Genomic DNA, 25,342 nt, shown 5'->3' on the forward strand with positions numbered 1-25,342 from the left:
TTCGAAAGCCGTACCTTTGCGGCCCTGATTATCAAACCCATCCATCGTGAACCCCGAAACTAAACCCCACCGCGCCGGCTTCGTGAGCATCATTGGCAAGCCCAACGTGGGCAAGTCCACGCTCATGAACGCGCTGGTGGGCGAGCGGCTCAGCATCGTTACGAGCAAGGCGCAGACCACGCGCCACCGCATCCTGGGCATCCTCAACGGCGATGATTTCCAGCTGATTTATTCCGATACCCCCGGCATCATCCAGCCCAAATACGAGCTGCACAATGCCATGATGAGCTTCGTGTACTCGTCGCTCGAAGACGCCGATGTCGTGCTGTTCGTGACCGACATCTACGAGAAGCACGACGAAGAACCGGTCGTGGAGCGCCTGCGCAAGATGGTGGACACGCCCATCATCCTCCTCGTCAACAAAATCGACCAGGCCGAACAGGCCGACGTGGAGGCCAAGCTGGCCTACTGGAAAGAGCAGCTGCCCAATGCCGCCGAGGTGCTGCCCATCTCCGCGCTCAACGCCTTCGGTACCGAGCGGGTGCTGGAAATGGTGCTCGAGCGACTGCCCATCCACCCGGCTTACTATCCCAAAGACGAGCTTACCGACAAGCCCGAGCGCTTCTTCGCCGCCGAAATGGTGCGCGAAAAAATCTTCAAGCTCTACAAAAAGGAGATTCCCTACAGCTGCGAAGTTGTGATTGAAGAGTTTAAGGAAGAAGACGCCATCATCCGCATTCGTGGCATCATCTACGTCGAGCGCAGCTCCCAGAAGGGCATCGTCATCGGCCAGGGCGGCGAGGCGCTGAAAAAAGTAGGCACCTGGGCGCGCGAGGAAATGGAGAAGTTTTTCCTGAAAAAGGTGTTCCTGGAGCTGCACGTAAAAGTGAACGAGAACTGGCGCACCGATGCCAAGGCCCTTTCGCGTTTCGGTTATCAATAATCGTCTGTCATCCTGAGCGCAGCGAAGGACCTTATCACGTTAGCAGCAGTTGAATTACTGCAAACTGTTCAAGCTTGATAAGGTCCTTCGCTGCGCTCAGGATGACAGAAAAAATACATTCCGACCATCTATAACGAACACACCCCGGGCACTGCCGAATCTAGGTCGGGTCGGCGGCTGGGGCCACACATCATGTCAAAGCAAAACACGGTCGCCATTGTAGGGCGGCCCAACGTGGGCAAATCCACGCTTTTCAACCGCCTCGTGGGCCAGCGTAAGGCCATCATGGACAACGAGAGCGGCGTTACCCGCGACCGCCACTACGGCTACGGCGACTGGATTGGCAAGAACTTTACCGTGATTGACACGGGCGGCTACGTGCACAATTCGGAAGACATTTTCGAGGGCGAAATCAACAAGCAGGTGAAGCTGGCCATTGAGGAGGCCGACGTGGTGCTCTTCATGGTGGATGCCGACGCCGGCGTGCACGGCCTCGACGAGGAGTTTGCGCACGTGCTGCGCCGCTACCTGGGCAAGAAGCCCATCTACCTGGTGGCCAACAAGGCCGACACCAACCTGCGCGCCAACGGCGTGGGCGAATTCTACTCGCTGGGCCTCGGCGATGGCGAAATCTTCGCCATCAGCAGCCAGAACGGCCACGGCACCGGCGAACTGCTCGACGCCGTGGTGAGCCACTTCGACGACCCCGGCATTGAAGAGCCCGAGTCGGAAATCCCGCGCATTGCCGTGGTGGGCCGCCCCAACGTGGGCAAATCCAGCCTCGTGAACCTGCTGCTAGGCGAAGACCGCAGCATCGTGACCGACATTGCCGGCACCACGCGCGACTCGATTTCGGCCCGCTACAACGCCTTCGGCAAGGAGTTCATCCTGGTCGATACGGCCGGCTTGCGCCGCAAGGCCAAGGTGAGCGAGGACGTGGAGTTCTACGCCAACATGCGCAGCCTGCGCGCCCTGGAAGAAGCCGACGTCTGCATCGTGATGCTCGACGCCAGCCGCGGCATCGAGGCGCAGGACGTAAACATCATTACCCTGGCCGATAAGAACCGCAAAGGCATTGTGATTCTGGTGAATAAGTGGGATTTGGTGGAGAACAAAGACACCAACACGGCCAAGGAGTTCGAGGCGAAAATCCTCGAAAAGATTGCGCCCATCTCCTACATCCCCGTCATCTTCATCTCGGTGCTGAACAAGCAGCGCGTGCACAAGGCCATCGAAACGGCCATTGAAGTGTACCACAACAAGCGCCGCAAAATCCCAACCTCGCAGCTCAACGATGTGATGCTGAAGGAGATTGAAAAGTACGGCCCGCCTGCGCTCAAGGGCAAGATGATTCGCATCAAGTACGTGACGCAGCTGCCCACGCACAACCCGGTGTTCGCCTTCTTCGCCAACCTGCCGCAGTACGTGCAAACCAACTACACGCGCTACCTCGAAAACCGCATGCGCGAACATTTCGACTTCACGGGCGTGCCCATTGGCATCGTGTTCCGCAAGAAATAAGGCAGCAGCAGGCTGTTGGAACAATTTCAGAAATTCTTCACAAAAATTTTATCGGTGGCGGGTTACCTCTCCGGCATAAGGGTATAAAGCCCCGAATCTGAAGATTTGCTTTAAGTAGCACTTTGGAAGTTGCCTGAAAATCAACCCACATTTTAACCCCAACCCAAGATGAAAAAAGTATTGTTCCTCGCCCTGGCCCTCGGTTCGTTCACCTTCTCTTCGTGCGACAGCAAGAAAGAAGATGCTCAGGAGCAAGTTGGCGAAAACGTGAAAGAAGCCGGCGAAGCCAAAGCTGACGCCATGGAAGAGAAGGCTGATGAAGTTCGTGACTCGGCCGATGCCAAAGGCGAAGCCATCCAGGACAACGCCGACAAAATGGACGCTGCTGGTGCTCCCGCTACCACCACGACCACCACGACCGAAGAAGTTAAGAAGTAATTCTTGCTGCTTTAGCGCAAAAAAGCCTCTCCGCTTGCGGAGAGGCTTTTTTGTTTTGCGTTTGGGCTGACGTACAGGCTTTGTAGTCCGCGCTAGAGCTCGATTTCGGGCAGCCCAAGCCGGCGGTTCAGCAGGTTGTCCACCACTTCGAACAGGCGGCGCGGCTCGTAGGTGCGCCAGGGCAGGTCGTCGAGCTGACCACCAAAATTGATGTAGTTATCCACATTATACTGCTTCATTTCGCGTCGCACGTGCTCCTGGAAATTGAGGCCCGCAATCCAGCCATCTTCCACGTCCTCGTACCATTCCTCGTAATAATCGTCGTCGGAGCCGTGGAAATTAAACACGTTCTCGCCGATGAGGATGAATTTGCGAACGCCCTCATGCACCAGAACATCGATGATGTTCCGCTTCAGCTCCATGATGTCGTTTTCGATAGCATCGTTCCACTCCCCAATGAATTCGAGCACGGCAATGCCCAGCTCGTAGTCGGCAAAGAGGATTTTAAAAAACAGCGTATCCGACCCCAGGCTGTCCCACTGCGGATGGATGTAGTAGCCGTAAATGGTGTTGGTGTAGGTGTCGAGGCTGTTTTCGGCTTCGAAAAGGGGCGAGCGAGGGTCTTCGGAGGCCGAGTATTGCTCAATCCAGTTGTAGTGCGGCTCAATGGTGTGCATGCGGCAGGACGGTTTGACGTAGGAACACGCCACGGCGCGTTCAGTTTCAGCAGTAGCTGTACCGTTGTCAACGCCGAACGTGCCGCGGCGCGTTCCTACCGCCGCGAATCCAGTGCCGCCCGCACCGAGCCGTACTGCTTCAGCAGCCTGGCCGCTTCCATTTCTTCGATGCCGAGCTCGTCCATCAGCATCTGTTCGCCGCGGTGCACCAGCTTCTCATTCGAGAGCTGCATATCAACCATCTTATTGCCTTTCACCCGGCCCAGGCGAATGAACGTGGCCGTGGTAAGCATGTTGAGCACCAGCTTCTGCGCCGTGCCGGCCTTAAGGCGGGTGCTGCCCGTGAGGAATTCCGGTCCCGTCACCACTTCCACCGGAAACTCGGCGGCCGCTGCCACGCCGGAATCGGCGTTGCACACCACGCAGCCGGTGGCGAGGCCGGCCGCCCGCGCCTTGTTCAGCCCGCCAATGACGTAGGGCGTGCGGCCCGAGGCGGCAATGCCCACCAGCACATCTTTGGCATTGATGTCGTGCTGCTGCAAGTCAATCCAGGCCTGCTCAGCATCGTCCTCGGCCCCTTCCACGGCTTGCCGAATGGCGCCGTCGCCGCCCGCCATGATGCCCACCACCAGCCCGGGCGGCACCCCAAACGTGGGCGGGCATTCCGAGGCATCTACCACGCCCAGCCGCCCGCTGGTGCCCGCTCCGATGTAAAACAGCCGCCCGCCCGCGCCCAGCCGCGCCACGATGGCATCCACCAGCTTTTCAATCTGCGGCAGCGCTTTGGCCACCGTTTCGGGCACGGTATGGTCGAGGCGGTTCATGCCGGCCAGCAGCTCGGGGGTCGAAAGGGTTTCGAGGTGGTTGAATTCGGAGGGGGCTTCGGTGGTCATCATCGCTTGTAGAACCTGCTTTAGCTTGTTCAAAAATAGATTTTCATACTCGCGGCGAACAGGCTAAGGCATGTTCTACAGGAGCCGGCCAATTACCGGAAAATTATCGAATACATTGGCCGTGTGCGGCGCGTCTTTGTCCAGCTCGGCCGTCAGGTCCTGGCCGGCCCAGTGCTCGTAATGGTTGCCGCGCCGCCACAGCCGCGAGCGGCTCACGTCATAAATCCGGCCCTGGTAGGCCACCCAGATTTCGTCGCGGTCCTGGCCGTTGCGCAGGGCGAGCTGGGATTTGGTGTAGGTTGTGGGTTCGTCCGTCATTGCATTGTTCAGCGCTTCATGCAAATCAGCTCAGCAGCGCCTGCAGCCGAATCCAGCGCTGCGGCAGGTCGCCCTGCGAAGCGTTCAGGTAATCTTCGTACGTACAAGGGATTACGCGCTTCACCGTGTTGTCGCCGAGGCGTTCCACTTCCATCCACCACTTCTCGGCGCGGCGCGATTTGTAGAACACCAGCTTGTCGGGGTTGCCGGGCAGCACCACCGTGTAGGTGAGAAAGCGGAAGGTGCCGAAGCCGGTTTCGGGCCGGCGGTGGTAGAAGCCTTCCACGAAGTACCAGAGCATGGTGGCAATGGTGGCGGCAGCCAGGCCGTTGGGGTCCACATCGGCGCGGTAGCCATAGAGGCCGAAGGAGCTAAGCTGCTCGTTATGACCAGCGTACCAGCATAGCTGCGTCGCTTCCTCATTGCCCAGGCCGAAAGGGTTGGCCGGGAAGTAGCCGGGCGAATCCTGCCAGCGAATGGCGGCAATGTCCACGCTCATGAAATCGGCCTGGCGCACCAGCGGCTCGGCCAGGCGGCGGTCGGCGCGCACCTCGCCCACGCTCATGGTATCGAAGTGCAGCTTTTCGAGGGCTACCGTCACCTCGGGCGGCGTGAGGTACTGCTGATGGCCGAGGTGGGCCAGGCTGAACACCAGGTTGGGCTCGTGTACCAGCAGGCGGCGCAGGTGGCTTTCCTCGGCCGGCGTGCTGGGGCCGGGTTCGGCCATGTCGGGCCGCGAATCGACCACGGTGATGTTGATGGTGCGGTTTTGCACCTCGTAGGCCAGAAACTGGCCATAATCCAGGTCGTGGCTGCCGCCCAGCAGGATGGGCACCGTGTTTTCTTCCAGCAGCGCCCCGATTATCTCGCGCAGCCGCTGGTAAGTGTCTTCCAGCGTGAGGCCGGGGCGCAGGTTGCCCAGGTCAACCAACCGGAGCAGGCCGGTGCCTTTTTGCAACTGGTAGAAGCGCTGGCGCACTTCGTTGGGGCCGTGGCGGCGGGTGCTGGGCGGGCCGGCGGCGCTGCCGCGCCATTCGTCCAGGCCGATGAGGGCCAGGTCGGCAGCGCGCCAGTCGGGGAAGGTTTCGGTGAAGCGGGTGGCGTAGGCGGCCAGCGTGGTAGGGGCGGGCACGGCGTCGGTCAGCGTTTCCGGCAGCGGGTCGAAAAACAGGGCCAGATTCATTGGGAACGGGAATGCAAGGGGCCAAAATTACACCGAAAAAAGCCGGGTTTTCGGGGATTTTGACCGTTTTCGCTACGCATTTGGTTTTTAGCCGTACTGAGTTCGCTGCCGTTCGGCCAAGCCGGTAGTGACATAGCCCCAAAAAAGCGCTTTATTTAAGCGGAAATTCACCCGACACGCTTTACTAAACCCCACCCATGGACGTTCGTCGCGCCTTTGACATTCTCACTCACCAAATTGCCGAGTCGCCCAAAAAAGACGCTTTGGCCTCTAAAATCGATGGCCAGTGGGTGCCCATCAGCAGCCAGCAGGTGCAGGACCAGGCCAATCTGGTTTCGTTGGGTCTGGTTTCGCTGGGCCTCAAGCGGGGCGATAAAGTGGCCATCATCAGCATGAACCGCCCCGAGTGGATGCTGACCGATTTCGGCATCTCGCAAATCGGCGCCACCAGCGTGCCGATGTACCCCAGCATCACCGTCGAGGACTACAAGTACATCTTCACCGATGCCGGCGTGCGCGCCGTGTTCGTGGCCGACAAGAAGCTGTTCGACAAGGTGAAAGAAGCCACGCAAGGCCTGGATATTCCGGCCGAAAACGTCTTCACTTTCGATAAGATTGAAGGGGCCCGCCACTTTAGCGAGCTGCTCGAAATCGGCAAAAAAGGCAATGTAGCCGACCTGGAGCCGCTGAAAGCAGCCGTGGAGCCCGACGATTTGCTCACCCTCATCTACACCAGCGGCACCACCGGCAGCCCCAAAGGCGTGATGCTCACGCACGATAACATCCTGAGCAACTGCCGTAGCTCGCAGCGTTTCGTGCCCGTCAACAAGGACGATAAAGCCCTGAGCTTCCTGCCGCTCTGCCACATTTTCGAGCGCATGGTGACCTACCTCTACATGATAAACGGCGTGAGCATCTACTACGCCGAAAGCATGGACGTCATCGCCGACAACCTGCGCGAAGTGAAGCCGCAGATTTTTACCACCGTGCCGCGCCTGCTTGAAAAAGTCTATGATAAAATCGTGGAGAAAGGCCACGAGCAAACCGGAATCAAAAAAAGTCTGTTTTTCTGGGCCCTCGATTTGGGCCTGAAATACGATACCCAAAAGGACCAGGGCTTCCTCTACAACACGCAGCTGGCGCTGGCCAACAAAATCATTTTCAACAAGTGGCGCGATGCCCTGGGCGGCAACCTGCGCTGCATCGTGAGTGGCGGCGGCGCCTTGCAGCCACGCCTGGCCCGCGTATTCTGGGCGGCCGGCATTCGCGTGATGGAAGGCTACGGCCTGACCGAAACTTCGCCCGTTATTGCCGTGGGCGGCTACGAGCCGGAGAACAACATGATTGGCACGGTGGGCCCGCTCATCGACAATATGGAAGTCAAAATTGCCCAGGATGGCGAGATTCTGACCAAATCGGCATCGGTGATGAAGGGCTACTACAACAAGCCCGACCTCACCGCCGAAGCCATCGACAAAGACGGCTGGTTTCATACCGGCGACATTGGCGAGCTGGTGAACGGTAAGTTTTTGAAAATCACCGACCGCAAGAAGGAAATGTTCAAAACCTCGGGCGGCAAGTACATTGCGCCGCAGGTCATCGAAGGCAAGCTGAAGGAAGACCCGCTGATTGAGCAGGCCATGGTGGTGGGCGCCGACCAGAAGTTTGCCTCCGCGCTGGTGATTCCGTCCTTCTCCGACCTCAAAGGCTGGTGCAAGCGCAACGGCGTGCCCACGGGCTCGAACGAGGAGCTGGTGAAGAACGAGAAGGTGATTGACCTCTACGAAGGCCTGGTGAAAAAATATAACCAGAGCTTCGCGCAGTGGGAGCAGGTGAAGAAAATCACCCTTCTCCCCGAGCTCTGGACCGTGGAGAGCGGCGAAATGACGCCCACCATGAAGGTGAAGCGCAAGGTTATCACCGAGAAAAACAAGGACCTGATTGACGACATGTACGCCCGGGCCGAAAAGGAGCCGCGCGAGCGGGCGGCCCACTAACGTGGCGGTGGCGCGGGCTTTTAGTTCGCGCTACTTTTTTGTGAACTGTTATGCAAGCCTAATATATTTTTCGTAAGTTTACCGCACTATCAGCCCGCCCATGAAAGCCGAAGAAACCGTCGATTACAACATTAAAGTAGCCTGGCACGCCATTTCGCGGATGTACAACACCCAGGCGGCGCAGAATGATATCACCACGAGCATCGGCTTCGTGCTGCTGAATATCGACCAGGACCGCGGCACGCCCGCCACCAAAATTGCCCCCTTGCTGGGCCTCGAAACCCGCAGCCTCACCCGCATCCTGCGGAGCATGGAGGAAAAAGGCCTGATTTATAAGCAGGCCGACTCGGTGGACAAGCGCTCGGTTCGCATTTTTCTGACGCCGCTGGGGCTGGAAAAAAAGGAGGTTTCGCGTCAGACGGTGCGGCACTTCAACCTGAAAATCCGCGAGAAAATCCCGCAGAGCCAGTTGGATACCTTCTTCAAGGTAGCCGCCCAGATTACGGGCATGATTGAAGGCAAAACGCTTTTTGAGGACTTTACCCTAAAGCCATTGCGGGCTGAATCGCCGACTACTTACAGCTAAAGCATTGTCAGGCTGACGAAAGCGGCAGCTTATCACGGCTGCTTTCGTCAGATTAACTATTCATTAAGGTGCGAACGTGGTAAGGTTCTTCGCGCCGCTCAGGATGACCGTTTAAAATTCCTATGAATCGAACCATCAAGAAAGTGGCCGTGCTCGGCTCCGGCGTCATGGGCTCGCGCATCGCCTGCCACTTCGCCAACATCGGCGTGCAGGTGCTGCTGCTCGACATCGCGCCCAAAGAGCTGCTGCCCGATGAAGAAAAGAAGGGCCTGAAGCTGGACGCCCCGGCCGTGCGCAACCGCATTGTGAATGCTGCGCTCCAGGCTGCAATCGTTTCCAACCCTTCGCCGCTCTACCGCAAGGCCGACGCCGCCAAAATCAAGACCGGAAACTTCGACGACAACCTGAAGGACATTGCCGGCTGCGACTGGACGATTGAGGTCGTTATCGAGCGGCTCGACATCAAAAAGAGCCTCTACGAGCGGGTGGAGCAGTTCCGCAAGAAGGGCACGCTCATTACCAGCAACACCAGCGGCATTCCGATTCACCTGCTGGCCGAGGGCCGCTCGGAAGATTTCAAGCAGCACTTCGCGGGCACGCACTTCTTCAACCCGCCGCGCTATCTGAAGCTGCTGGAAATCATCCCCACGCCGGAAACCAAGCCGGAGGTGCTGGATTTCCTGCAGCATTACGGCGACCTGTACCTGGGCAAAACGGTGGTGCTGGCCAAGGACACGCCGGGCTTCATCGCCAACCGGGTGGGCGTGTGGGCCCTGCTCGACGCCATGCAGACCATGCAGAAGCTGGGCCTGACCGTGGAAGAAACCGACAAGCTGACTGGCCCGGTGATTGGCCACGCGAAATCGGCGACGCTCCGCACCTCGGATGTAGTGGGCCTGGATACGACCATCAACGTGGCCAACGGCCTGGCCCAGGGCCTGCCGAATGACGAGGCCAAGGACGTATTCGTGCTGCCCGGCTTCGTGAAGAAGATGGGCGAGAGCAAGTGGCTGGGCGACAAAACCGGTCAGGGCTTCTACAAGAAGGTGAAAGGGGAGGGCGGCAAGTCGGAAATCCACGCGCTGGACCTGAACACGCTGGAATACAAGCCGAGCCAGAAGGTGAAATTCGCCACGCTGGAAATGACCAAACCCATCGAGAAGTTGGCCGACCGCTTCAAGGTGCTGGTGGGTGGCAAGGACAAGGCCGGCGAGTTTTATCGCCTGAGCTTCGGTGGCCTGTTTGCTTACGTGAGCAACCGGGTGCCGGAAATTTCCGACCAGCTTTACAAGATTGACGATGCCCTGCGTGCCGGCTTCGGCTGGGAGCTGGGCCCGTTTGAAACCTGGGACGCGCTGGGCGTGCAGGCTGGCGCCGACCTCGCTAAAGCAGCCGGCCGCACCGTGGCCCCGTGGGTAGAGGAGATGCTGGCCGCCGGCAATGCAACCTTCTATAAGGTGGAAGACGGCGTGCGCAAGTTCTACGACCAGGCCAGCCAGAGCTACCAGGCCATTCCGGGCGTGGAGAATTTCATCATTCTCGACAACCTGCGGGCCAGCGGCAAGGTGCTGTGGAAAAACGCGGGCGCCTCGGTTATCGACCTCGGCGATGGCATTCTGAACGTGGAGTTCCACTCGAAGATGAACTCGCTGGGTACCGACGTGATTCAGGGCTTGCTGAAAGGGGTGGAGATGGCTGAAGCCGGCTACCGCGGCCTCGTGGTGGGCAACGACGCGCCGAACTTCTCGGCCGGCGCCAACCTGGGCCTCGTGTACATGCAGGCGCTGGAGCAGGAATTCGACGAGCTGAACATGATGATTCAGCAGTTCCAGCAGGCCATGATGCGGATGCGCTACAGCAGTATCCCGGTGGTGGGTACCCCGCATGGCCTCACGCTTGGCGGCGGCTGCGAGCTGAACCTGCACTGCGACCGCGTGGTAGCGGCGGCCGAATCCTACATCGGCCTCGTGGAATTTGGCGTGGGCCTGATTCCCGGCGGCGGCGGCACCAAGGAAATGACCCTGCGCACCGCCCTCAAATACGAAGACGGCGAGCCGGAATTCAACCTGCTGCGCAACACCTACATGACCATCAGCACGGCCAAGGTTTCGACCTCCGCCGCCGAAGCGTTTGACCTGGGCTTCCTGCGCCGGGGCGATGAAGTGGTGCTGAACAGTAACCGTGTCATCGCCGCCGCGAAATCGGCCGCCCTCGACCTGGCCGATGCCGGCTATACCCAGCCCGTGCAGAAAACCAACATCAAAGTGCACGGCAAGGGCGCGCTGGCCATGTTCAAAACCGGCGTGTATGCCATGCAGCAAGGCAACTACATCTCGACCCACGACCAGCTCATTGCCGACAAACTGGCCTATGTGATGTGCGGCGGCGATTTGTCGTCGCCCACGGAAGTGAGCGAGCAATACCTGCTGGATTTGGAGCGCGAGGCGTTCCTAAGCCTCTGCGGCGAACGCAAGACGCTGGAGCGGATTCAGAGCATTTTGACGACTGGTAAGCCGCTACGCAATTAAGAGGCATACTAAGACATGAGACATTAGACCTGAGACATGAGAACTGTCCTAGTTCGTTCTAAAGCAGACTTTTGACTTTTTCTCATGTCTCAGGTCCAACGTCTCATGTCTTACTAAAATCAATTCCATGTTCAAGCACCGTTTCAAAGAACTAATCGTTTGGCAACGGGCCATGGATGTAGCGCGAACGACCTACCGCTTGTGCATGGATTTTCCGAGCAACGAACGGTCTGGGTTGATTTCCCAGATGCGCCGTTCGGCCGTTTCGGTGCCTTCCAATATTGCTGAGGGAGCAGGCAGGGGTGGGAATAAAGAGTTCGCACAGTTTCTACGCATTGCTAATGGCTCCTGCTACGAACTGCACACTCAGATGCTCTTGGCAGCCGATTTCGGCTATATCAGTCCGGAGCAACTGACGGCCGCCGAAGGCCAGATTGAAGAAGTGGAACGGCTGCTTTATGCCTTCCAAAATAAAATTGATTCGCAATCATGACACAGAATTGGTCCAACGATTCTCATGTCTCAAGTCTAACGTCTCATGTCTAGCAACAACACCGCATATATCGTAGCAGGCTACCGCACGGCCGTGGGCAAAGCCCCCCGGGGCGGCCTCCGTTTCACCCGGCCCGACGACCTCGCCGCTGCCGTTATCAAACACCTGGTGGCCCAGGTGCCGGCTCTTGACCCCACGCGCATTGATGACGTAATCGTCGGCAATGCCGTGCCGGAGGCGGAGCAGGGCCTGCAAATGGGCCGCCTCATTTCGCTGCTGGCGCTGCCCATCAACGTATCCGGCCTCATCGTGAACCGCTACTGCGGCTCCGGCGTCGAAACCATCGCCATGGCGGTGGGCAAAATCTCCTCGGGCATGGCCGACTGCATCATTGCGGGCGGCACCGAGAGCATGAGCATGGTGCCCACCGTGGGCTGGAAAACCGTGCCCAACTACAAGCTGGCGATGGCGCACCCGGATTACTACATGGGCATGGGCCTCACCGCCGAAGCCGTGGCCAACGACTACAAAATCAGCCGCCAGGACCAAGACGAATTCTCCTACAACTCGCACCAGAAGGCCATCAAAGCCATTCAGGCCGGCAAGTTTGCCAAGAGCATCGTGCCCATCACGGTAGAGGAAACCTACGTGGACCAGGCCACCGGCAAGAAGAAAAACCGCTCCTACGTGGTGGATACCGACGAAGGCCCCCGCGCCGACACCTCGGTAGAGGCCCTGGGCAAGCTGCGCCCCGTGTTCGCTGCCAACGGCACCGTCACGGCCGGCAACTCGTCCCAGACCTCCGACGGCGCGGCCTTCGTCCTCGTGATGTCGGAGCGCATGGTGAAGGAGCTGAACCTCGAGCCCATCGCCCGCATGGTGAACTACGCCACCGAAGGCGTCGACCCGCGCATCATGGGCATGGGCCCCATCAAAGCCGTGCCGAAAGTGCTCAAGCAAGCCGGCCTGAAACTCGAAGACATCGACCTGTTTGAGCTGAACGAAGCCTTCGCCTCGCAGTCGCTGGCCGTGGTGCGCGAGCTCGGCATCGACCCCGAAAAGCTGAACGTGAACGGCGGCGCCATTGCCCTCGGCCACCCGCTGGGCTGCTCCGGTGCCAAGCTCAGCATCCAGCTATTCGATGAGCTGCGCGAGCGTGGCAAGAAGTACGGCATCGTCACGGCTTGCGTGGGCGGTGGCCAAGGCGTCGCCGGCATCTACGAGCTGCTGAAGTAGCATTCTGTGTCGCTGCTAAACTAAATAGAACGTCATGCTGAGCGCAGCCGAAGCATCTCGCGTGTGGTAGTAACTCAATCGTTAAATGGAGCGAGCGAGATGCTTCGGCCAAGCTCAGCATGACGTTCTAAGTAAAATCAGAAAACCCCGCACCGCCGGGGTTTTCTTTCACTGATATAGTAGGCACGCCTAACATTTTTTCTTATCTTGCAACACTAAACCGCTGGCCTCGTTGTTTCTCTAAATAGTAGGCTAGCCTAATACTTTTCAACTCCACACCCACCCCAACCGACATGGAAACCACGCAGCAAGCCAGCCTGAAGGGCGGCGAATTCATCATCAAGCCGACCGATGCCCAGAGCGTTTTCACGCCGGCCGATTTTACCGAAGAGCAGAACATGATGCACCAGACCTGTCTGGACTTCGTGCAAACGGAAGTGCATCCGCTGCTCGAGCGCCTCGACAACCACGAGGAAGGCCTGATGCGCGGCCTGATGGAGAAAGCCGGCCAGCTCGGCCTGTTCGGCGTGAGCATTCCGGAGCAGTATGGCGGGCTGGACATGGATTTCACCACGGCCCTGCGGGTGACTGAAGGTGTGGGCGGCGGCCACTCGTTCCCGGTGGCATTTGCGGCGCACACGGGCATCGCCATGCTGCCCATCCTGTACTTTGGCAACGATGAGCAGAAAGCCAAATACCTGCCCGGCCTCACCGACGGCACCCTGATGGGCGCCTACTGCCTAACCGAGCCCGGCTCCGGTTCCGACGCTTTGGGCGCCAAAACCAAAGCTGTGCTCAACGCTGAAGGCACGCACTATGTGCTCAACGGCCAGAAAATGTGGATTACGAACGCCGGCTTTGCCGATGTGTTCATCGTGTTTGCCCAGATTGACGGCGACAAGTTCACCGGCTTCATCGTGGAGAAGAACACGCCCGGCCTGAGCCTCGGCAACGAGGAGCACAAGATGGGCATCAAGGGTTCTTCGACCCGCCAGGTGTTCCTGTCTGATGCGCTGGTGCCGAAAGAAAATGTGCTGGGCGAGATTGGCAAAGGCCACCTCATCGCCTTCAACGTGCTGAACATTGGCCGCATCAAGCTGGCCGCCGCCTGTCTGGGCGCTACCAAAATGGCTGCTACTCAGAGCGTGAAGTATGCCAACGAGCGGGTGCAGTTCAAGCTGCCGATTTCGAAGTTTGGCGCCATCCGCTACAAGCTGGCGCAGCAGGCCATCCGCATCTACGCTGCCGAATCGGGCATTTACCGCGCCGGCGCTGACATCTACCGCATGGAGCAGCAGCTCATGGCCGAAGGCAAGGGTGCCAACGAGGCCCTGCTGGGCGCCGCCCGCGAGTTTGCCGTGGAGTGCGCCATTCTGAAAGTGGAGGGCTCGGAAGTGCTGGACTACGTGGTGGATGAAGGCGTGCAGATTTACGGTGGCTACGGCTTCTCGGCCGACTACCCGATGGACCGCGCCTACCGCGACTCGCGCATCAACCGCATCTTCGAGGGCACCAACGAAATCAACCGCCTGCTGGCCGTTGACATGATTCTGAAGAAGGGCCTGAAGGGCGAAATCGACCTGATGGGCCCCGCCCAGGCCGTGCAGCAGGAGCTGATGAGCATCCCGAGCCTGAGCCAGGACGAGGAAGCCGGCCTGTTCAGCAAGGAGCTGAAAACCATCGCCAACCTGAAAAAGGCCATCCTGATGGTGGCCGGCTCGGCTGTGCAGAAGTTCACCGCCACCCTGGCCAAGGAGCAGGAGCTGCTGATGAACATCGCCGACATGGCCATTAAAACCTACATCGCCGAGAGCACCCTGCTCCGCGTGGAGAAGGAAGCCGCTGCCAAAGGCGAGGAAGCGCAGGCCCTGCAAGCCGACATCGCGCGCGTGTACCTGGCCGATGCCGTGGACATTGTGGAGAAGGCCGGCAAAGACGCCATCGGCAGCATGGCCGAGGGCGACGAGCAGCGCCTGCTGCTCATGGGCCTCAAGCGCTTCACCAAAACCGAGCTGCTGAACGTGAAAGAGGCACGGCGCCGCATCGCCGCCAAGCTGATTACGGACAACGAGTACGCGTTCTAGAAAATAGATTTTTCGGATTCCATAATTTTCTAGGCAAAAGGCCGCTCCTGAGTTCAGGAGCGGCCTTTTTTTTATGGATTGGCGGGGGCTTGAGCTATATCTGAAGAATGTTATGCAGAAAAGTAACGAGGTTCGGCAGCCTTTTACAAGGCTGCCTGGTCTGAAAGAAAAGCACGGCGCGGCCGCCCGGCTTTGGGTTCATCCGTTTCTTTTCCTTTCTGTGTTTATGAAAACCATTACTCTTTTTTTGGCTGTATTTGCGGCCGCGCTGGGTTGGCTGACGCCCGCCGCCCACGCCCAAACCTGCGCGCCGCCCACCAACGTCAGCGTGAGCCCGGTGCTAGGTACCACTACTGCGGTGATAAGCTTTACGCCCTCAGCTACGGCCTTGAGCTACACGGTGCGCTACTATTGGATTGGCGACTCAACCACTGCCGGCATGATGAGCGTGAATACTACGACTTCGCCCGTTACCCTGACGGGGCTGCGGACTGGGGCGGGTGCTTATTACCGGGTATCGGTGATGAGCAATTGCGCCGGGGGCCTTACCACGGGCTCGCCGTGGGTGGGCTTTCAGGTAGGCGGTGGTAGTGGTCCTGGGGCGGGCGGCTGCGGCTCGGTTACGGGCCTCTCCCTCAGTAGCGGCCCAACCGTTACGTACGTCAATTTCCAGCCGGTGGCCGGAGCGCTGAGCTATACAGTCCGGTTTCAGGTGGTGGGTGACTCGTCCAGTGCCCGCACAATGACGGTTAACAATTCGCCGGCTACGTTTACGGGTAGTCTACTGCCTGCTACCCAATACATTGCTACCGTCGTCACCAATTGCGGCAATGGCACCACAACTCCTGCCACTTCAGCTCCGGTTCGCATTCAGTTTACCACGCCGCCTGCGGTGGGCACCTGCGGCCAGGTTAGCAACGTGCGCAATACGGCGGTTTCCCCAACTTCGGTCACCGTAAGCTTTGTGCCGGTGGCTGGCGCGCTTAACTACACCATCCGATACTGGACCGGTACCTATGGCCCTGTGCAAACCCTGACGGTAGCGGGCTCGCCGGTGACGTTTACGGGATTGCAGCCGGGCACTAATTACGATTCGGATATCATTGCCAACTGCCCCAACGGTGCCGCGCCGGCTGTGGCCCACGGCTTCGCTACCACCACCGTAGCCAACTGCGGGCCGGTCACCAACGTGACCATCACGGCTACTGGCACTTCTACGGCCAGTATCAGCTTTACTCCCGGAGCCGGCAACAGTGGGTTTTATATCTCCTGGAGTATTCCCGGCGACTCGCTGCAATACCATTCCACCTACACCACTTCCACCACCCCCGTCACACTCAACGGCCTGATTCCGGGCCAGACGTATGTCGTGCAGGTGCAAAGTATCTGTGGCGTTAGCGGTCAGCCTACCAGCAACACTACCGGGCCCATCAGCTTCGCTTTCCGGGGCGCACTGGCGGTTCACGCCGCTCTGGGCGCGGGTGTCGTGGAGCTGTTTCCGAACCCGGCGCACCACACGGCCAGTGTGGTGCTGCCAGCGGTGCCCGGTGCGGCCCGGGCCCAGTTAACGCTGCTGAATGCGCTTGGCCAGGCAGTCCGGACCCAGGCTGTACTGCTGACGAGGGCCAGCGAAACCCGCGTCCAGCTCGACCTAGCCGGGCTGGCTCCCGGTCTCTACTCAGTGCGTGTAGCGGCCGGAGGGCAGTCGGCCAGCCAGCGGCTGGTGGTCGAATAAGCTGAATTAAATAGCATAAAAATGGAAAGGCCACTCCTTATTATAAGGAGTGGCCTTTCAGCTATGGCTAAGCTCGAAGCTGCGTTACTTCACCACAATCTTTTCCAGCTGTAGCGCGGCCGATTTCTTGCTCGGCCGGCTCACGCCGACGATGGTTTTCTCATTGAGCCAGGTAGTGAAATCTTTCACGTAGGCCAGATGCTGGTCGTCGGCCACGTTCAGCTTCAGGCGCTCGGGCGGGCTGATAATGCCGGTTTGGGCATTCACGCGGCGCAGGTAGAGGTCCGATTTCTTGTCAATGGTTTCGAGCGTGAGCAAGTGTACCGTGCTTCCAAACACCGCAGCCCGGAAGCCAATGCCGGTATAGGCATCCACGGCCGGGGCCACCTGGTCTTTGGCCACGATGCTATGCCAGGTAGGCGCGCCAAACTCGTTATAGCCGAATACGTGCAGCTCGCGGGCGTGTACGGGCGAGTCGTCGCCGCCTTCCTCAAAATGCTTTTCGGCTACCACCACCAATTGCTTTTCGGGGGTGAGTAAGAGCTCACCCAGGTACAAATCTTCGAGGCGTTTCGTCTCGCGGCCAGTGGCTTTGGTCACTTCGGCCAGGTAGGCTGGGGTGAAACGAACTTCCGGCGAGAACTTCATGTCGCCGGAGGCACTGCTGAAATCGAATTTCACCACTTTCAGGCTGTAGTACTCGCCGGTGGTGTAGTCGGCGCACAGCGCGGCGGCATACAGGCTGCCATCATTCAGCACCGTGAAGCGGGCATCGCGCACGGTTACGGCCTTGCCGCCAAACACGCCACCCACGGGCACGCCCAGCACCTTGATTTCGGTAGAAGCGCCGGCCGGGTAGCGGCGCACGGTCAGCTTCTTCATGCCGTCGCTGATGAGCGTGACGTACTGCGTGCCGTCGTTGGCCACGTGCACGGCCGGCGAGAAAAAGTCGCCCTGGTCGCGGAAGTTGTAGGTTTTCTCTTCCAGCTGCGCCAGACTTTGGTCAAACAGCGTGGCCACAATGCTCGTCACCTGCTGCTCGCGGGTGAGGTAGCGGAAGGCCAGCAGCCGGCTGCCATCGGGCGAGATGGACACGCCCGGCCGCCGGTCGCGCGCGGCAGCGGCCATCACCACCTTGGGCGCACCCTTCTGGCCGCTTTGCAGGTTCACGGGCACCGCGGTTAGGTTCTGGCCATTGTCGTCCTTGTGGTGCAGCACCACCAGCACCTGCTGCGTGCCGCGCCCAAAGGCTTCCAGCGTTTCGCCCGGCGAAATGGGAATGGTGGTTGTCCAGAGCTTTTTGAGGTCGGCATCGTAGCGCTCCACGGCGTATCCGCCGGCACTCTGGTGGGCCAGAATGACAAAGCCGGAGCCATCGGCCAGGGCCAGGGTTTTGTGGGGCACGCGCATGTCGTAGCGGTCGGAGCCCTGCTCGGGCAGGTAGCTAAACGGAGCCGACTTCACTTTCTGAGCCAGCGCTGGCACAGCCAGGCCAGCCGTGGCCAAACTCGTCAGGCCAAGGAACAGGGCGCGTCGCAGCATAAAATTCGGACGTAGTTGAAGCATGAGAAAAAAAACGGTAAGTGCTGAAAGCGCCCAAAAGTACCGTTTTTGGCCCACGCTCACGGCGTTATCGTTTTCCTGAGCCCAACAATGTTGGGGCTGTACTAACAAAAAAATAGCCGAAGCATAACACTTCCGTCCTCACTCCCGTACAGGGCATCCGTTTACTTCGTGTTCCGAAAACATACCCAATCGGGGTAAGTAGGAGGCCGAAAAATTCGCGCTCTTTTCCAGCCCTCTAGTCAGCTCACCCGTTGAGCTGAAGGGCTTTTGAAAACAAAATTGTTGAACCGGGCACCGTCCCATTGTACCTTTGCACCCGCAAATATTCTACTATATTATGAAATCCTTGCTTAAGTTCTCGTTGTTAACTGCGCTCATTATCAGTGGTAAAATGGCCAAGCAGGCGTCTCCTGCTACGGTTGCGCAAACCGTAAATACCCAAAAAGCCTCCAGCTCCAATGTGGTGCTGGTGCACCAGGTTTATGGTTCCCAGCCCGTGCAGAGTGGCCGAGAGAAGGCCCAGCCGCAGCAGAGCGGTAGCGGACTTTTAGCCGAAATGTTTTAGGCAGCCAGCAGCGACTTTTATCAAGGTCGTTTTTTTTTGCCCATACTTTTTTCCGGAAAAGTCCTAGCTAATCCGGCTCCAGTTCACTGCCGTGGCCGGCAGGCTCTCGATGTGATGCCGGATATTGGCGTTCAGCGGGTCGGCCAGGTTGGGGTCTTCGGCCAGAATGGTATGCGCTGCTGCCCGGCTTTCGCTCAGAATCCGGCCGTCTTTGGCCAGGTCGGCAATCAGCAAATCGAGCACGCCGCTTTGCTGGGTGCCCATCAGGTCGCCGGGGCCGCGCAGCTTCAGGTCGATGTCGGCAATTTCGAAGCCGTTGTTGGTTCGCACCATGGTTTCGAGGCGCGTACGGGCATCCTTGCTCAGCTTAAAGCCCGTCATCAGGATGCAGTAGCTTTGGTCGGCTCCCCGGCCCACGCGGCCGCGCAGCTGGTGCAGCTGCGAAAGGCCGAACCGCTCGGCTGACTCAATCACCATCACGGAGGCGTTGGGCACGTTCACGCCCACCTCAATCACGGTGGTGGCCACCATAATCTGCGTTTCACGGTTGATGAAGCGCTGCATCTCGTAGTCCTTTTCCTCGGCCTTCATGCGCCCGTGCACGATGCTGATTTGCATCTCCGGGAAAGCCCTGGCCACGCTCTCGTAGCCGTCGGTCAGGTCTTTGTAGTCCATCGTTTCCGACTCCTCAATCAGCGGGTACACGATGTACACCTGCCGCCCAATCTTCACCTGGTCGCGGATAAACTCAAACACCTTCAGGCGGTTGGCGTCAAACCGGTGCACCGTCACGATGGGCTTGCGGCCGGCCGGCAGCTCGTCAATCACGCTCACATCCAGGTCGCCGTACAGGGTCATGGCCAGCGTGCGCGGAATGGGCGTGGCCGTCATCACCAGCACGTGCGGGATGATGTGCGGATTTTTTTGCCACAGCTTCGAGCGCTGCGCCACCCCAAAGCGGTGCTGCTCATCCATGATGGTCAGCCCCAGGTTACGGAACTGCACCACGTCTTCGAGCAGCGCGTGGGTGCCCACCAGCATGTGCATGGTGCCGTTGCGCAGCTCCTCGTGCAGCACGCGCCGCTCAGAGGTGCGGGTGCTGCCCGTAAGCTTGCCAATCTTAATGCCCAACGCGTCGGCGTACACTTTCAGGCCGGTGTAGTGCTGGTCGGCCAGAATCTCAGTCGGGGCCATCAGGCAGCTTTGGGCGCCGTTGTCGGCCGCCATCAGCATCGAGATGAAGGCCACAATGGTTTTGCCCGAGCCCACGTCGCCCTGCAGCAGCCGGTTCATCTGCTTGCCCGCGCAAAAATCCTTGTAGATGTCGTGAATGACCCGCTTTTGCGCACCGGTCAAATCGAACGTGAGGTGGTTTTTATAGAAATCCACCAGCGTCGGCACCTCCTTAAAAATCTGTCCGGCCAGCGTCACCTTGCGCTGGTCGCGCTGCCGCAGCAGCTTCAGCTGCACAAAAAACAGCTCCTCAAACTTCAGCCGGAACTGCGCCGCCGCCAGCAGTTCCGCATTCTGGGGAAAGTGAATCTGCTGCAGCGCCTGGGCCTTGGGCATCAGCCCATACCGCTCAATCAGCGCCGGCGACAACGACTCCCGGATGTGGGGCTGGGCCAGCTTCAGCAGCTCCGCCGTCATTCGCATAATGGCCTTGCTATCGACGCGGTGGTAGTTCTTGAGCTTCTCCGAGGTGTTGTACACCGGCTGCAGAAAGCTCTGGCCGGGCTTGTTCTCACCCACTTCTTCCAGCTCCGGGTGCGCCATCTGGGGCCGGCCGTTGAACATGGTGGGCTTGCCGAAAACGATGTACTCCTGGTTGTTTTTGGCTACCTGCTGCACCCACTTGATGCCCTTGAACCACACCAGCTCCAGCTCGCCGGTGCCGTCGCCCACCTTGGCGGTCAGGCGCTGCTTGGGGCCTTCGCCCACCAGCTCCTTGCCGCGCAGCATGCCGCGCACCTGCACGTAGGGCAGGTCGTCGTTCAGGTCGGCCACTTTGTACACCTGCGTCCGGTCGAGGTACCGGAAGGGGTAGCGCTGAATCAGGTCGCCGTAGGTAAACAGGTTCAGCTCCTTACCCAACAGCTGTGCCCGCTGGGTGCTGCCCACCGAGCGCAGAAACTCCAGCCGGGTATTGAAGAAATTACTCATCCTTGGAGGAATGAGGAACGAGGAATGAAGAATAAGGAATTGTCGTCCTGCACAATTCTTCATTCCTCATTCCTCATTTATACTTAAGCGTATTCAACATCCGCACCATGTCCATCTTCACGTACTCAATCACCGGAGCCAGCGAATCGTTGGCAGTGGCGGTTTTGAAATAGAGCGCACCGCGCAGGAAGTGCTTGGTGCTGTCGGTGGTATAAAACTGGAACTGGCTCGGCACCTCGCCCTGCAGCTCAAACACCGAGGCGCGCATACCGCTCGGCATTTTCAAAATGCGCTCATCGATGGCCGTCGCCTTGATTTCGTGCTTGCCGGTGAGCTTGCGGGCGTCCTCCATCATCTTGTTGTAGAGGCGGCGGTCGCGCTGCACGTCCATGTAGGTAATCTGCACGTTGGCGTGCAGCCGGGGGTAGTACACATTCAGCCAGTGCGGCTGCGCCATGTACGATGAATCGCGCTTAATCACGGCTTCCTTCGAGTATTCGAACTCGTAGGGGTGGCCGCCGCCCAGCAGCTGGTAGCGGTGCGCGGGCAGGTCAATGCGGTTGTAGCCCTTGGGCTTCGGCGTAAAATCCGGGGCCGACGAACAGCTCGCCAGCAGCGCCAAGCCCAGCAGCAACGACGCGGTTGAAAAATATCTCATGCAAAAAGCGGCTTCAGCCTGAAATAGCCCGGCCTTCATAGCTTCAAAGGTAACGGGCATCGCAACGAAAAAAGCCCCGGCACAGTGCCAGGGCTCTTTGTCAATCATCGATTTGGACAGCTGCAGCCACAGGCCCGTCAGTCCGATACCCGGAATTCAGAACGGCAGCTGGTCCAGCTCCGGCTCTTGCCGGAAGCTGTGCTGCGGCTCAGGCACGGCTGCGCCGCTGGCATCCGGGGCCGGGCCGGCGCCCTGCGGACGGCCGCCCAGCATCGAAATCTCATCGGCCACGATTTCCGTGATGTAGCGCGTCTGCTGGTCCTTGTCCTGGTACTGGCGCGTGCGCAGCTTGCCCTCGATGTACACTTGCTGGCCCTTTTTGAGGTATTTATCCGCCATGTCGGCCAGGCCGCGCCACGCCGAGATGTTGTGCCACTCGGTGCGCTCCACGCGGTTGCCTTGCTTGTCTTTGTAGTAGTCGTTGGTGGCGAGGGTAAAGTGAGCCACGCTCACACCGCCTTCCAAGTGGCGCACTTCGGGGTCTTTGCCCAGGTTGCCTACCAAAATCACCTTGTTCACTCCGGCCATATTATTGCACGTTAGGAAATACAGAATCAAAAAAGCCACCCGGCCTTTTCTTGCTTCAAAGATAAGAAATTAAGCCGGCGTTATTGCAAGAGTTTGCTAAATATTTTTGCTGATTTCGGCCAAAAATATTGGCAGGCTGCTTTTCAAAGATTCTGGTCACAATAGTTAGCAATCAGTTTTGGCTTGGGCAGCGCTTCAATCTCTGCGGGTGAGTACGCCCGCAGGCCCAAATCGCGCACAGCGGCTGCTGGCAGCGGCTGCGCCAGCACCAGTGGATGAAAGCGCGCCTCCAGCTTCTGGTGGCTCAATACGTGCTTGTAGGCCGCGCTGGGCTCCGAAACCTGGCTGGTGTCCAGCACGGCACCCAGCGCCTCCAGGTGCCGCGCCAGCTCGGCGGGCGGCAGTTCGGGCACCGTGGTTTCGGCCAGCGCAAAGTCATAAAGCCCCTGCCAGATGTCTTTCTCGCGGCGCTCGCGCAGGTAGGTTTGCTCACCGTAGCGCAGCACGAAGTAGTGAAAGTAGCGCGTCCGCGACGCCTTGGCTTTGCTTTTTACCGGCAGCAGCGCCACCTGCCCGTGCTGAAACGCCCAGCAGCTCTGTTGCAGGGGACAAAACAGGCAGTCCGGCTTGGCCGGCGTGCACTGAATGGCCCCAAACTCCATAATGGCCTGGTTGAAATCGGCCGGGGTAGAGGCCGGAATGTGCCGGTCGGCCACGGCCTGAAACTCCTTGCGGGAGCTGGGAGCCGCAATGTCCGAGTGCAGCCCGAAAATGCGGGCCAGTACCCGGTACACGTTGCCATCGAGCACGGCCACCGCCTCATCAAAAGCAAAGGAGGCAATGGCCGCCGCCGTGTAGGGACCCACACCGCGCAGCTTCAGCAGCTCCGCATAGGTAGAGGGAAACTTTCCGGCGTATTCAGTCACCACCTGCTGGGCGGTGCGGTGCATGTTGCGGGCCCGGGAGTAGTAGCCCAGGCCCTGCCAGTAGCGCAGCACCTCGGCCTCGGGCGCGGCGGCCATGGCCTGCACCGTAGGATAAGCGGCCAAAAAGGTTTCATAGTAGGGAAGGCCCTGGGCTACACGCGTTTGCTGCAGAATGACCTCAGATAGCCATATAGCGTAGGGGTCGCGGGTATGCCGCCAGGGCAGGTCGCGCTGGTGGCGGGGGTACCAGGCCAGCAGGGCCGAGGCCAAAAAGGAAGGCTGAGGAGTTTTTAGGGCCAAAATTTTGAAAGCGAATAATTTGGGACTGCAACTAGTTTGGGATGGTTGATTGGGAAAACAAAAAAATGGGGTTACCTTTGTGGCCCCAATTCAAGGGCGAACCGCCTACGAGGCAAAGGCTTACGCTGGAATTAGGGAGTTTTTTTGCCTGCAACTGTATTTTTTTCAACCACCTAAGTACCATACCAACGTGACGAAAGCTGAGGTAATCGCCGAAATCTCCACGAAGACCGGCATCGAGAAAGCTGATGTATTGATGACTGTTGAAGCCTTCTTCAAAGTCGTGAAGGATTCGATGACCGAGGGCAACAACATTTATGTACGCGGCTTCGGCTCGTTCGTAAACAAGAAGCGCGCCCGTAAAGTAGCCCGCAACATCTCGAAAAACACGTCGCTCATCATCGAGGAGCACTACATCCCGAGCTTCAAGCCGTCGAAAACCTTCGTGGCGAAAATCAAGAACAGCAAGAAAGTAAAATCGACTGCTGCCAAAGCTTAGTTTATCAATGCTTAACGATTGGTGATTAACGGTTGGTGATGATGGTCATTGGCCATTACTCATGAAGCATTAATCACTGAAAAATTGCCGGCCGTGCCGCCGGTGTCTTTTCCGCGAGGGAAAGCCCGGCGGCCGGTTTTTTTCAGCCTATGGCTACTACCAGCTCTGCTCCGCACCAATTGGTTCTCGTTGCCGCCGCACTTGTGCTGGCTGGCGGCCTGTTCCTGCTGCCCAAGGGCATCATGAAGCCCAAGGAAAGCAAATCGGAGCTGAGCAAGGATGCTGCCGCGACGGCCAACCGCGACGGCGGCGGCATGGCCACCAACGGCTCCAAAACCGAGGCTTCCTCGGGTGCGGTGCCGGCCACGGCCACTGAGAACAAGGGCCCCAACGCCGCCCCGCACACCACGGCCACGCCTGCCCAACGGCAGGAGCTGACGCGGCTGCTGGGCGAATACAACGCCGCCGCCACCCCCGCTGCCAAAGCTGCCGTGGCCACCAACCTGGCCCGCCGCTACAACAGCGTGGAGCGGTTCGACAGCGCGGGCTATTATCTGGAACAAGTGGCCTTGGCCAAGCCCAGTGCCCAAAACTGGCAGCAGGCCGCCGATGCCTATTTTCAGGCATTTAGCTTTGCAGCCACCGATGAGCGGGTGAAACTGCTCGGCGGCAAGGCGCGCGAGCTCTATGCCAGGGTATTGAAGGACCAACCCGGTAACCTTGATGCCAAAACCAATCTCGGCATGGCCTATATGGCCTCCGATAACCCTGTGCAGGGCGTAACCTACCTGCGCGAAGTGCTGGAAGCCGACCCCCGCAACGAGAAAGCCCTGTATAACATGGGGATACTCGCGGTGCAAAGCAACCAGTACGACAAAGCCGTGAAGCGTTTCCAGGATTTGGTGAAAGTCAATCCGAAAAACGTGAACGGACAATTTTACCTCGGCGTAACTTTGGCCCGCACCGGCGCCAAAGAAGAAGCCAAACAAGCCTTCCTCGCCGCCAAAAGCCTCAGCAACGACCCGGCGCTGGCCGCTTCGGTAGAGGAGGAAATTGCCAAGCTGAAGTAGGCTTTTGGTTGTTTGGTTCTGGTTTTTCGATGGTTTCAAACCATTGTCAACCAAAATCAAAAAACCAAAATCAAAAAGCCAGAAGTCGGAAACGAAAAACCAGAACAATCACCAACTTAACCCCCAAGCATCATGCCCTGCGGTAAAAAAAGAAAGCGTCATAAGATTGCCACCCACAAGCGCAAGAAGCGCCTGCGCAAGAACCGCCACAAGAAGAAGTAAGCCTCACGGGGCGTAGCGGCGGCCGGCAGTTTTCCTAACGGGAAGGGAGTCAGCCGCCTATCTCTCACGTAGCCTCCGAGGGAGGCCGCGCTAGGTGCTTTTCCCGTGGCTCGCGAGGGAAGCCAGAACCACCGGGTTCTGGCTTCCCTTTGC

The 25,342-nt window shown here is 58.8% G+C and carries 22 protein-coding genes; 13 read left to right on the top strand and 9 right to left on the bottom strand.

The window, feature by feature from the left end; genetic code table 11:
• Positions 1–46 precede the first annotated feature (46 nt).
• The 3 genes from era (at position 47) to ACYVHT_RS11960 (ending at position 2,902) form a co-directional block, all read left to right on the top strand.
• A complete protein-coding gene (gene era / locus ACYVHT_RS11950; protein WP_198978190.1) occupies positions 47–943 on the top strand; it encodes a GTPase Era in 897 nt (298 codons plus the stop codon).
• A 192-nt stretch (positions 944–1,135) separates the two neighbouring features.
• Positions 1,136–2,464, top strand: a complete 1,329-nt coding sequence (gene der, locus ACYVHT_RS11955; protein WP_460551706.1) for a ribosome biogenesis GTPase Der — start codon at positions 1,136–1,138, stop codon at positions 2,462–2,464.
• A 168-nt stretch (positions 2,465–2,632) separates the two neighbouring features.
• The gene (locus ACYVHT_RS11960; RefSeq protein ID WP_460551710.1) at positions 2,633–2,902 is read left to right on the top strand and encodes a hypothetical protein; all 270 of its coding nucleotides are present in this window, start codon (positions 2,633–2,635) and stop codon (positions 2,900–2,902) included.
• A gap of 92 nt (positions 2,903–2,994) precedes the next feature.
• Here the strand turns inward: ACYVHT_RS11960 and ACYVHT_RS11965 are convergent, their stop codons facing one another.
• The 4 genes from ACYVHT_RS11965 to ACYVHT_RS11980 all read right to left on the bottom strand — a co-directional run bounded on the left by ACYVHT_RS11965 (position 2,995) and on the right by ACYVHT_RS11980 (position 5,973).
• Entirely contained in the window at positions 2,995–3,579 is a 585-nt protein-coding gene (locus tag ACYVHT_RS11965) for a hypothetical protein (protein ID WP_460551713.1), read from the bottom strand.
• Between the two features lie 95 nt (positions 3,580–3,674).
• The gene (murQ, locus tag ACYVHT_RS11970) at positions 3,675–4,505 is read right to left on the bottom strand and encodes an N-acetylmuramic acid 6-phosphate etherase (RefSeq protein WP_460551716.1); all 831 of its coding nucleotides are present in this window, start codon (positions 4,503–4,505) and stop codon (positions 3,675–3,677) included.
• A gap of 42 nt (positions 4,506–4,547) precedes the next feature.
• Positions 4,548–4,790, bottom strand: coding sequence for a cytochrome b5 domain-containing protein (locus ACYVHT_RS11975; RefSeq protein WP_460551719.1), 243 nt, complete (start codon positions 4,788–4,790; stop codon positions 4,548–4,550).
• Positions 4,791–4,815: 25 nt separating this feature from the next.
• A complete protein-coding gene (locus tag ACYVHT_RS11980; RefSeq protein WP_460551722.1) occupies positions 4,816–5,973 on the bottom strand; it encodes a formimidoylglutamase in 1,158 nt (385 codons plus the stop codon).
• A 197-nt stretch (positions 5,974–6,170) separates the two neighbouring features.
• Here ACYVHT_RS11980 and ACYVHT_RS11985 point away from each other — a divergent pair, with 197 nt between their 5' ends.
• From ACYVHT_RS11985 to ACYVHT_RS12015, 7 genes are all read left to right on the top strand, one after another.
• A complete protein-coding gene (locus tag ACYVHT_RS11985) occupies positions 6,171–7,970 on the top strand; it encodes an AMP-dependent synthetase/ligase (RefSeq protein ID WP_460551725.1) in 1,800 nt (599 codons plus the stop codon).
• Between the two features lie 100 nt (positions 7,971–8,070).
• Positions 8,071–8,556, top strand: a complete 486-nt coding sequence (locus tag ACYVHT_RS11990) for a MarR family winged helix-turn-helix transcriptional regulator (protein WP_460551728.1) — start codon at positions 8,071–8,073, stop codon at positions 8,554–8,556.
• Positions 8,557–8,678: 122 nt separating this feature from the next.
• Positions 8,679–11,084 (top strand): 3-hydroxyacyl-CoA dehydrogenase/enoyl-CoA hydratase family protein, encoded by a 2,406-nt coding sequence (locus ACYVHT_RS11995; protein ID WP_460551730.1) that lies wholly within the window; start codon positions 8,679–8,681, stop codon positions 11,082–11,084.
• A gap of 127 nt (positions 11,085–11,211) precedes the next feature.
• Positions 11,212–11,577, top strand: coding sequence for a four helix bundle protein (locus tag ACYVHT_RS12000; RefSeq protein ID WP_460551733.1), 366 nt, complete (start codon positions 11,212–11,214; stop codon positions 11,575–11,577).
• 45 nt (positions 11,578–11,622) lie between these two features.
• Complete coding sequence (locus ACYVHT_RS12005) at positions 11,623–12,813, top strand: acetyl-CoA C-acetyltransferase (RefSeq protein ID WP_460551736.1); 1,191 nt, start codon at positions 11,623–11,625, stop codon at positions 12,811–12,813.
• Between the two features lie 293 nt (positions 12,814–13,106).
• Positions 13,107–14,897 (top strand): acyl-CoA dehydrogenase family protein, encoded by a 1,791-nt coding sequence (locus tag ACYVHT_RS12010; protein ID WP_460551739.1) that lies wholly within the window; start codon positions 13,107–13,109, stop codon positions 14,895–14,897.
• A 226-nt stretch (positions 14,898–15,123) separates the two neighbouring features.
• Positions 15,124–16,632 carry a fibronectin type III domain-containing protein gene (locus tag ACYVHT_RS12015; RefSeq protein WP_460551742.1) on the top strand — a complete coding sequence of 503 codons (1,509 nt, stop codon included), beginning with the start codon at positions 15,124–15,126 and terminating at the stop codon, positions 16,630–16,632.
• Positions 16,633–16,716: 84 nt separating this feature from the next.
• Here ACYVHT_RS12015 and ACYVHT_RS12020 read toward each other — a convergent pair whose 3' ends face one another.
• A complete protein-coding gene (locus ACYVHT_RS12020) occupies positions 16,717–18,174 on the bottom strand; it encodes a hypothetical protein (RefSeq protein WP_460551745.1) in 1,458 nt (485 codons plus the stop codon).
• A gap of 361 nt (positions 18,175–18,535) precedes the next feature.
• On the opposite strand from ACYVHT_RS12020, the gene ACYVHT_RS12025 reads away from it, so the two are divergent.
• Positions 18,536–18,763 (top strand): ADP-ribosylation factor GTPase-activating family protein, encoded by a 228-nt coding sequence (locus tag ACYVHT_RS12025; RefSeq protein WP_460551748.1) that lies wholly within the window; start codon positions 18,536–18,538, stop codon positions 18,761–18,763.
• A gap of 63 nt (positions 18,764–18,826) precedes the next feature.
• Here the strand turns inward: ACYVHT_RS12025 and recG are convergent, their stop codons facing one another.
• The 4 genes from recG to mutY form a co-directional block, all read right to left on the bottom strand.
• A complete protein-coding gene (recG, locus tag ACYVHT_RS12030) occupies positions 18,827–20,926 on the bottom strand; it encodes an ATP-dependent DNA helicase RecG (RefSeq protein ID WP_460551751.1) in 2,100 nt (699 codons plus the stop codon).
• Between the two features lie 73 nt (positions 20,927–20,999).
• On the bottom strand, positions 21,000–21,584 hold the full coding sequence (gene gldD / locus ACYVHT_RS12035) for a gliding motility lipoprotein GldD (protein ID WP_460551754.1): 585 nt from the start codon (positions 21,582–21,584) through the stop codon (positions 21,000–21,002).
• 156 nt (positions 21,585–21,740) lie between these two features.
• Positions 21,741–22,172: a single-stranded DNA-binding protein gene (locus ACYVHT_RS12040; RefSeq protein ID WP_460551757.1), complete on the bottom strand. Its 432-nt coding sequence runs from the start codon at positions 22,170–22,172 to the stop codon at positions 21,741–21,743.
• A 143-nt stretch (positions 22,173–22,315) separates the two neighbouring features.
• A complete protein-coding gene (gene mutY, locus ACYVHT_RS12045) occupies positions 22,316–23,368 on the bottom strand; it encodes an A/G-specific adenine glycosylase (protein ID WP_460551760.1) in 1,053 nt (350 codons plus the stop codon).
• A gap of 220 nt (positions 23,369–23,588) precedes the next feature.
• Between mutY and ACYVHT_RS12050 the strand changes: the two genes are divergently transcribed.
• Together ACYVHT_RS12050 and ACYVHT_RS12055 are read left to right on the top strand one after the other, a co-directional pair.
• On the top strand, positions 23,589–23,897 hold the full coding sequence (locus ACYVHT_RS12050) for an HU family DNA-binding protein (protein ID WP_196286816.1): 309 nt from the start codon (positions 23,589–23,591) through the stop codon (positions 23,895–23,897).
• Between the two features lie 149 nt (positions 23,898–24,046).
• The gene (locus tag ACYVHT_RS12055) at positions 24,047–24,967 is read left to right on the top strand and encodes a tetratricopeptide repeat protein (protein WP_460551764.1); all 921 of its coding nucleotides are present in this window, start codon (positions 24,047–24,049) and stop codon (positions 24,965–24,967) included.
• The last annotated feature ends 375 nt before the right edge of the window (positions 24,968–25,342 follow it).

This window comes from Hymenobacter daeguensis, assembly GCF_054780555.1.

Excerpts from the sequence above, each read along its gene's own strand:
- der (WP_460551706.1), top strand. The coding sequence starts at position 1,136 with ATGTCAAAGCAAAACACGGTCGCCATTGTAGGGCGGCCCAACGTGGGC.
- ACYVHT_RS11960 (WP_460551710.1), top strand. The coding sequence starts at position 2,633 with ATGAAAAAAGTATTGTTCCTCGCCCTGGCCCTCGGTTCGTTCACCTTC.
- ACYVHT_RS11965 (WP_460551713.1), bottom strand. The coding sequence starts at position 3,579 with ATGCACACCATTGAGCCGCACTACAACTGGATTGAGCAATACTCGGCC.
- ACYVHT_RS11975 (WP_460551719.1), bottom strand. The coding sequence starts at position 4,790 with ATGACGGACGAACCCACAACCTACACCAAATCCCAGCTCGCCCTGCGC.
- ACYVHT_RS11980 (WP_460551722.1), bottom strand. The coding sequence starts at position 5,973 with ATGAATCTGGCCCTGTTTTTCGACCCGCTGCCGGAAACGCTGACCGAC.
- ACYVHT_RS11985 (WP_460551725.1), top strand. The coding sequence starts at position 6,171 with ATGGACGTTCGTCGCGCCTTTGACATTCTCACTCACCAAATTGCCGAG.
- ACYVHT_RS11990 (WP_460551728.1), top strand. The coding sequence starts at position 8,071 with ATGAAAGCCGAAGAAACCGTCGATTACAACATTAAAGTAGCCTGGCAC.
- ACYVHT_RS11995 (WP_460551730.1), top strand. The coding sequence starts at position 8,679 with ATGAATCGAACCATCAAGAAAGTGGCCGTGCTCGGCTCCGGCGTCATG.
- ACYVHT_RS12000 (WP_460551733.1), top strand. The coding sequence starts at position 11,212 with ATGTTCAAGCACCGTTTCAAAGAACTAATCGTTTGGCAACGGGCCATG.
- ACYVHT_RS12005 (WP_460551736.1), top strand. The coding sequence starts at position 11,623 with ATGTCTAGCAACAACACCGCATATATCGTAGCAGGCTACCGCACGGCC.
- ACYVHT_RS12010 (WP_460551739.1), top strand. The coding sequence starts at position 13,107 with ATGGAAACCACGCAGCAAGCCAGCCTGAAGGGCGGCGAATTCATCATC.
- ACYVHT_RS12015 (WP_460551742.1), top strand. The coding sequence starts at position 15,124 with ATGAAAACCATTACTCTTTTTTTGGCTGTATTTGCGGCCGCGCTGGGT.
- ACYVHT_RS12020 (WP_460551745.1), bottom strand. The coding sequence starts at position 18,174 with ATGCTGCGACGCGCCCTGTTCCTTGGCCTGACGAGTTTGGCCACGGCT.
- ACYVHT_RS12025 (WP_460551748.1), top strand. The coding sequence starts at position 18,536 with ATGAAATCCTTGCTTAAGTTCTCGTTGTTAACTGCGCTCATTATCAGT.
- recG (WP_460551751.1), bottom strand. The coding sequence starts at position 20,926 with ATGAGTAATTTCTTCAATACCCGGCTGGAGTTTCTGCGCTCGGTGGGC.
- gldD (WP_460551754.1), bottom strand. The coding sequence starts at position 21,584 with ATGAGATATTTTTCAACCGCGTCGTTGCTGCTGGGCTTGGCGCTGCTG.
- ACYVHT_RS12040 (WP_460551757.1), bottom strand. The coding sequence starts at position 22,172 with ATGGCCGGAGTGAACAAGGTGATTTTGGTAGGCAACCTGGGCAAAGAC.
- ACYVHT_RS12055 (WP_460551764.1), top strand. The coding sequence starts at position 24,047 with ATGGCTACTACCAGCTCTGCTCCGCACCAATTGGTTCTCGTTGCCGCC.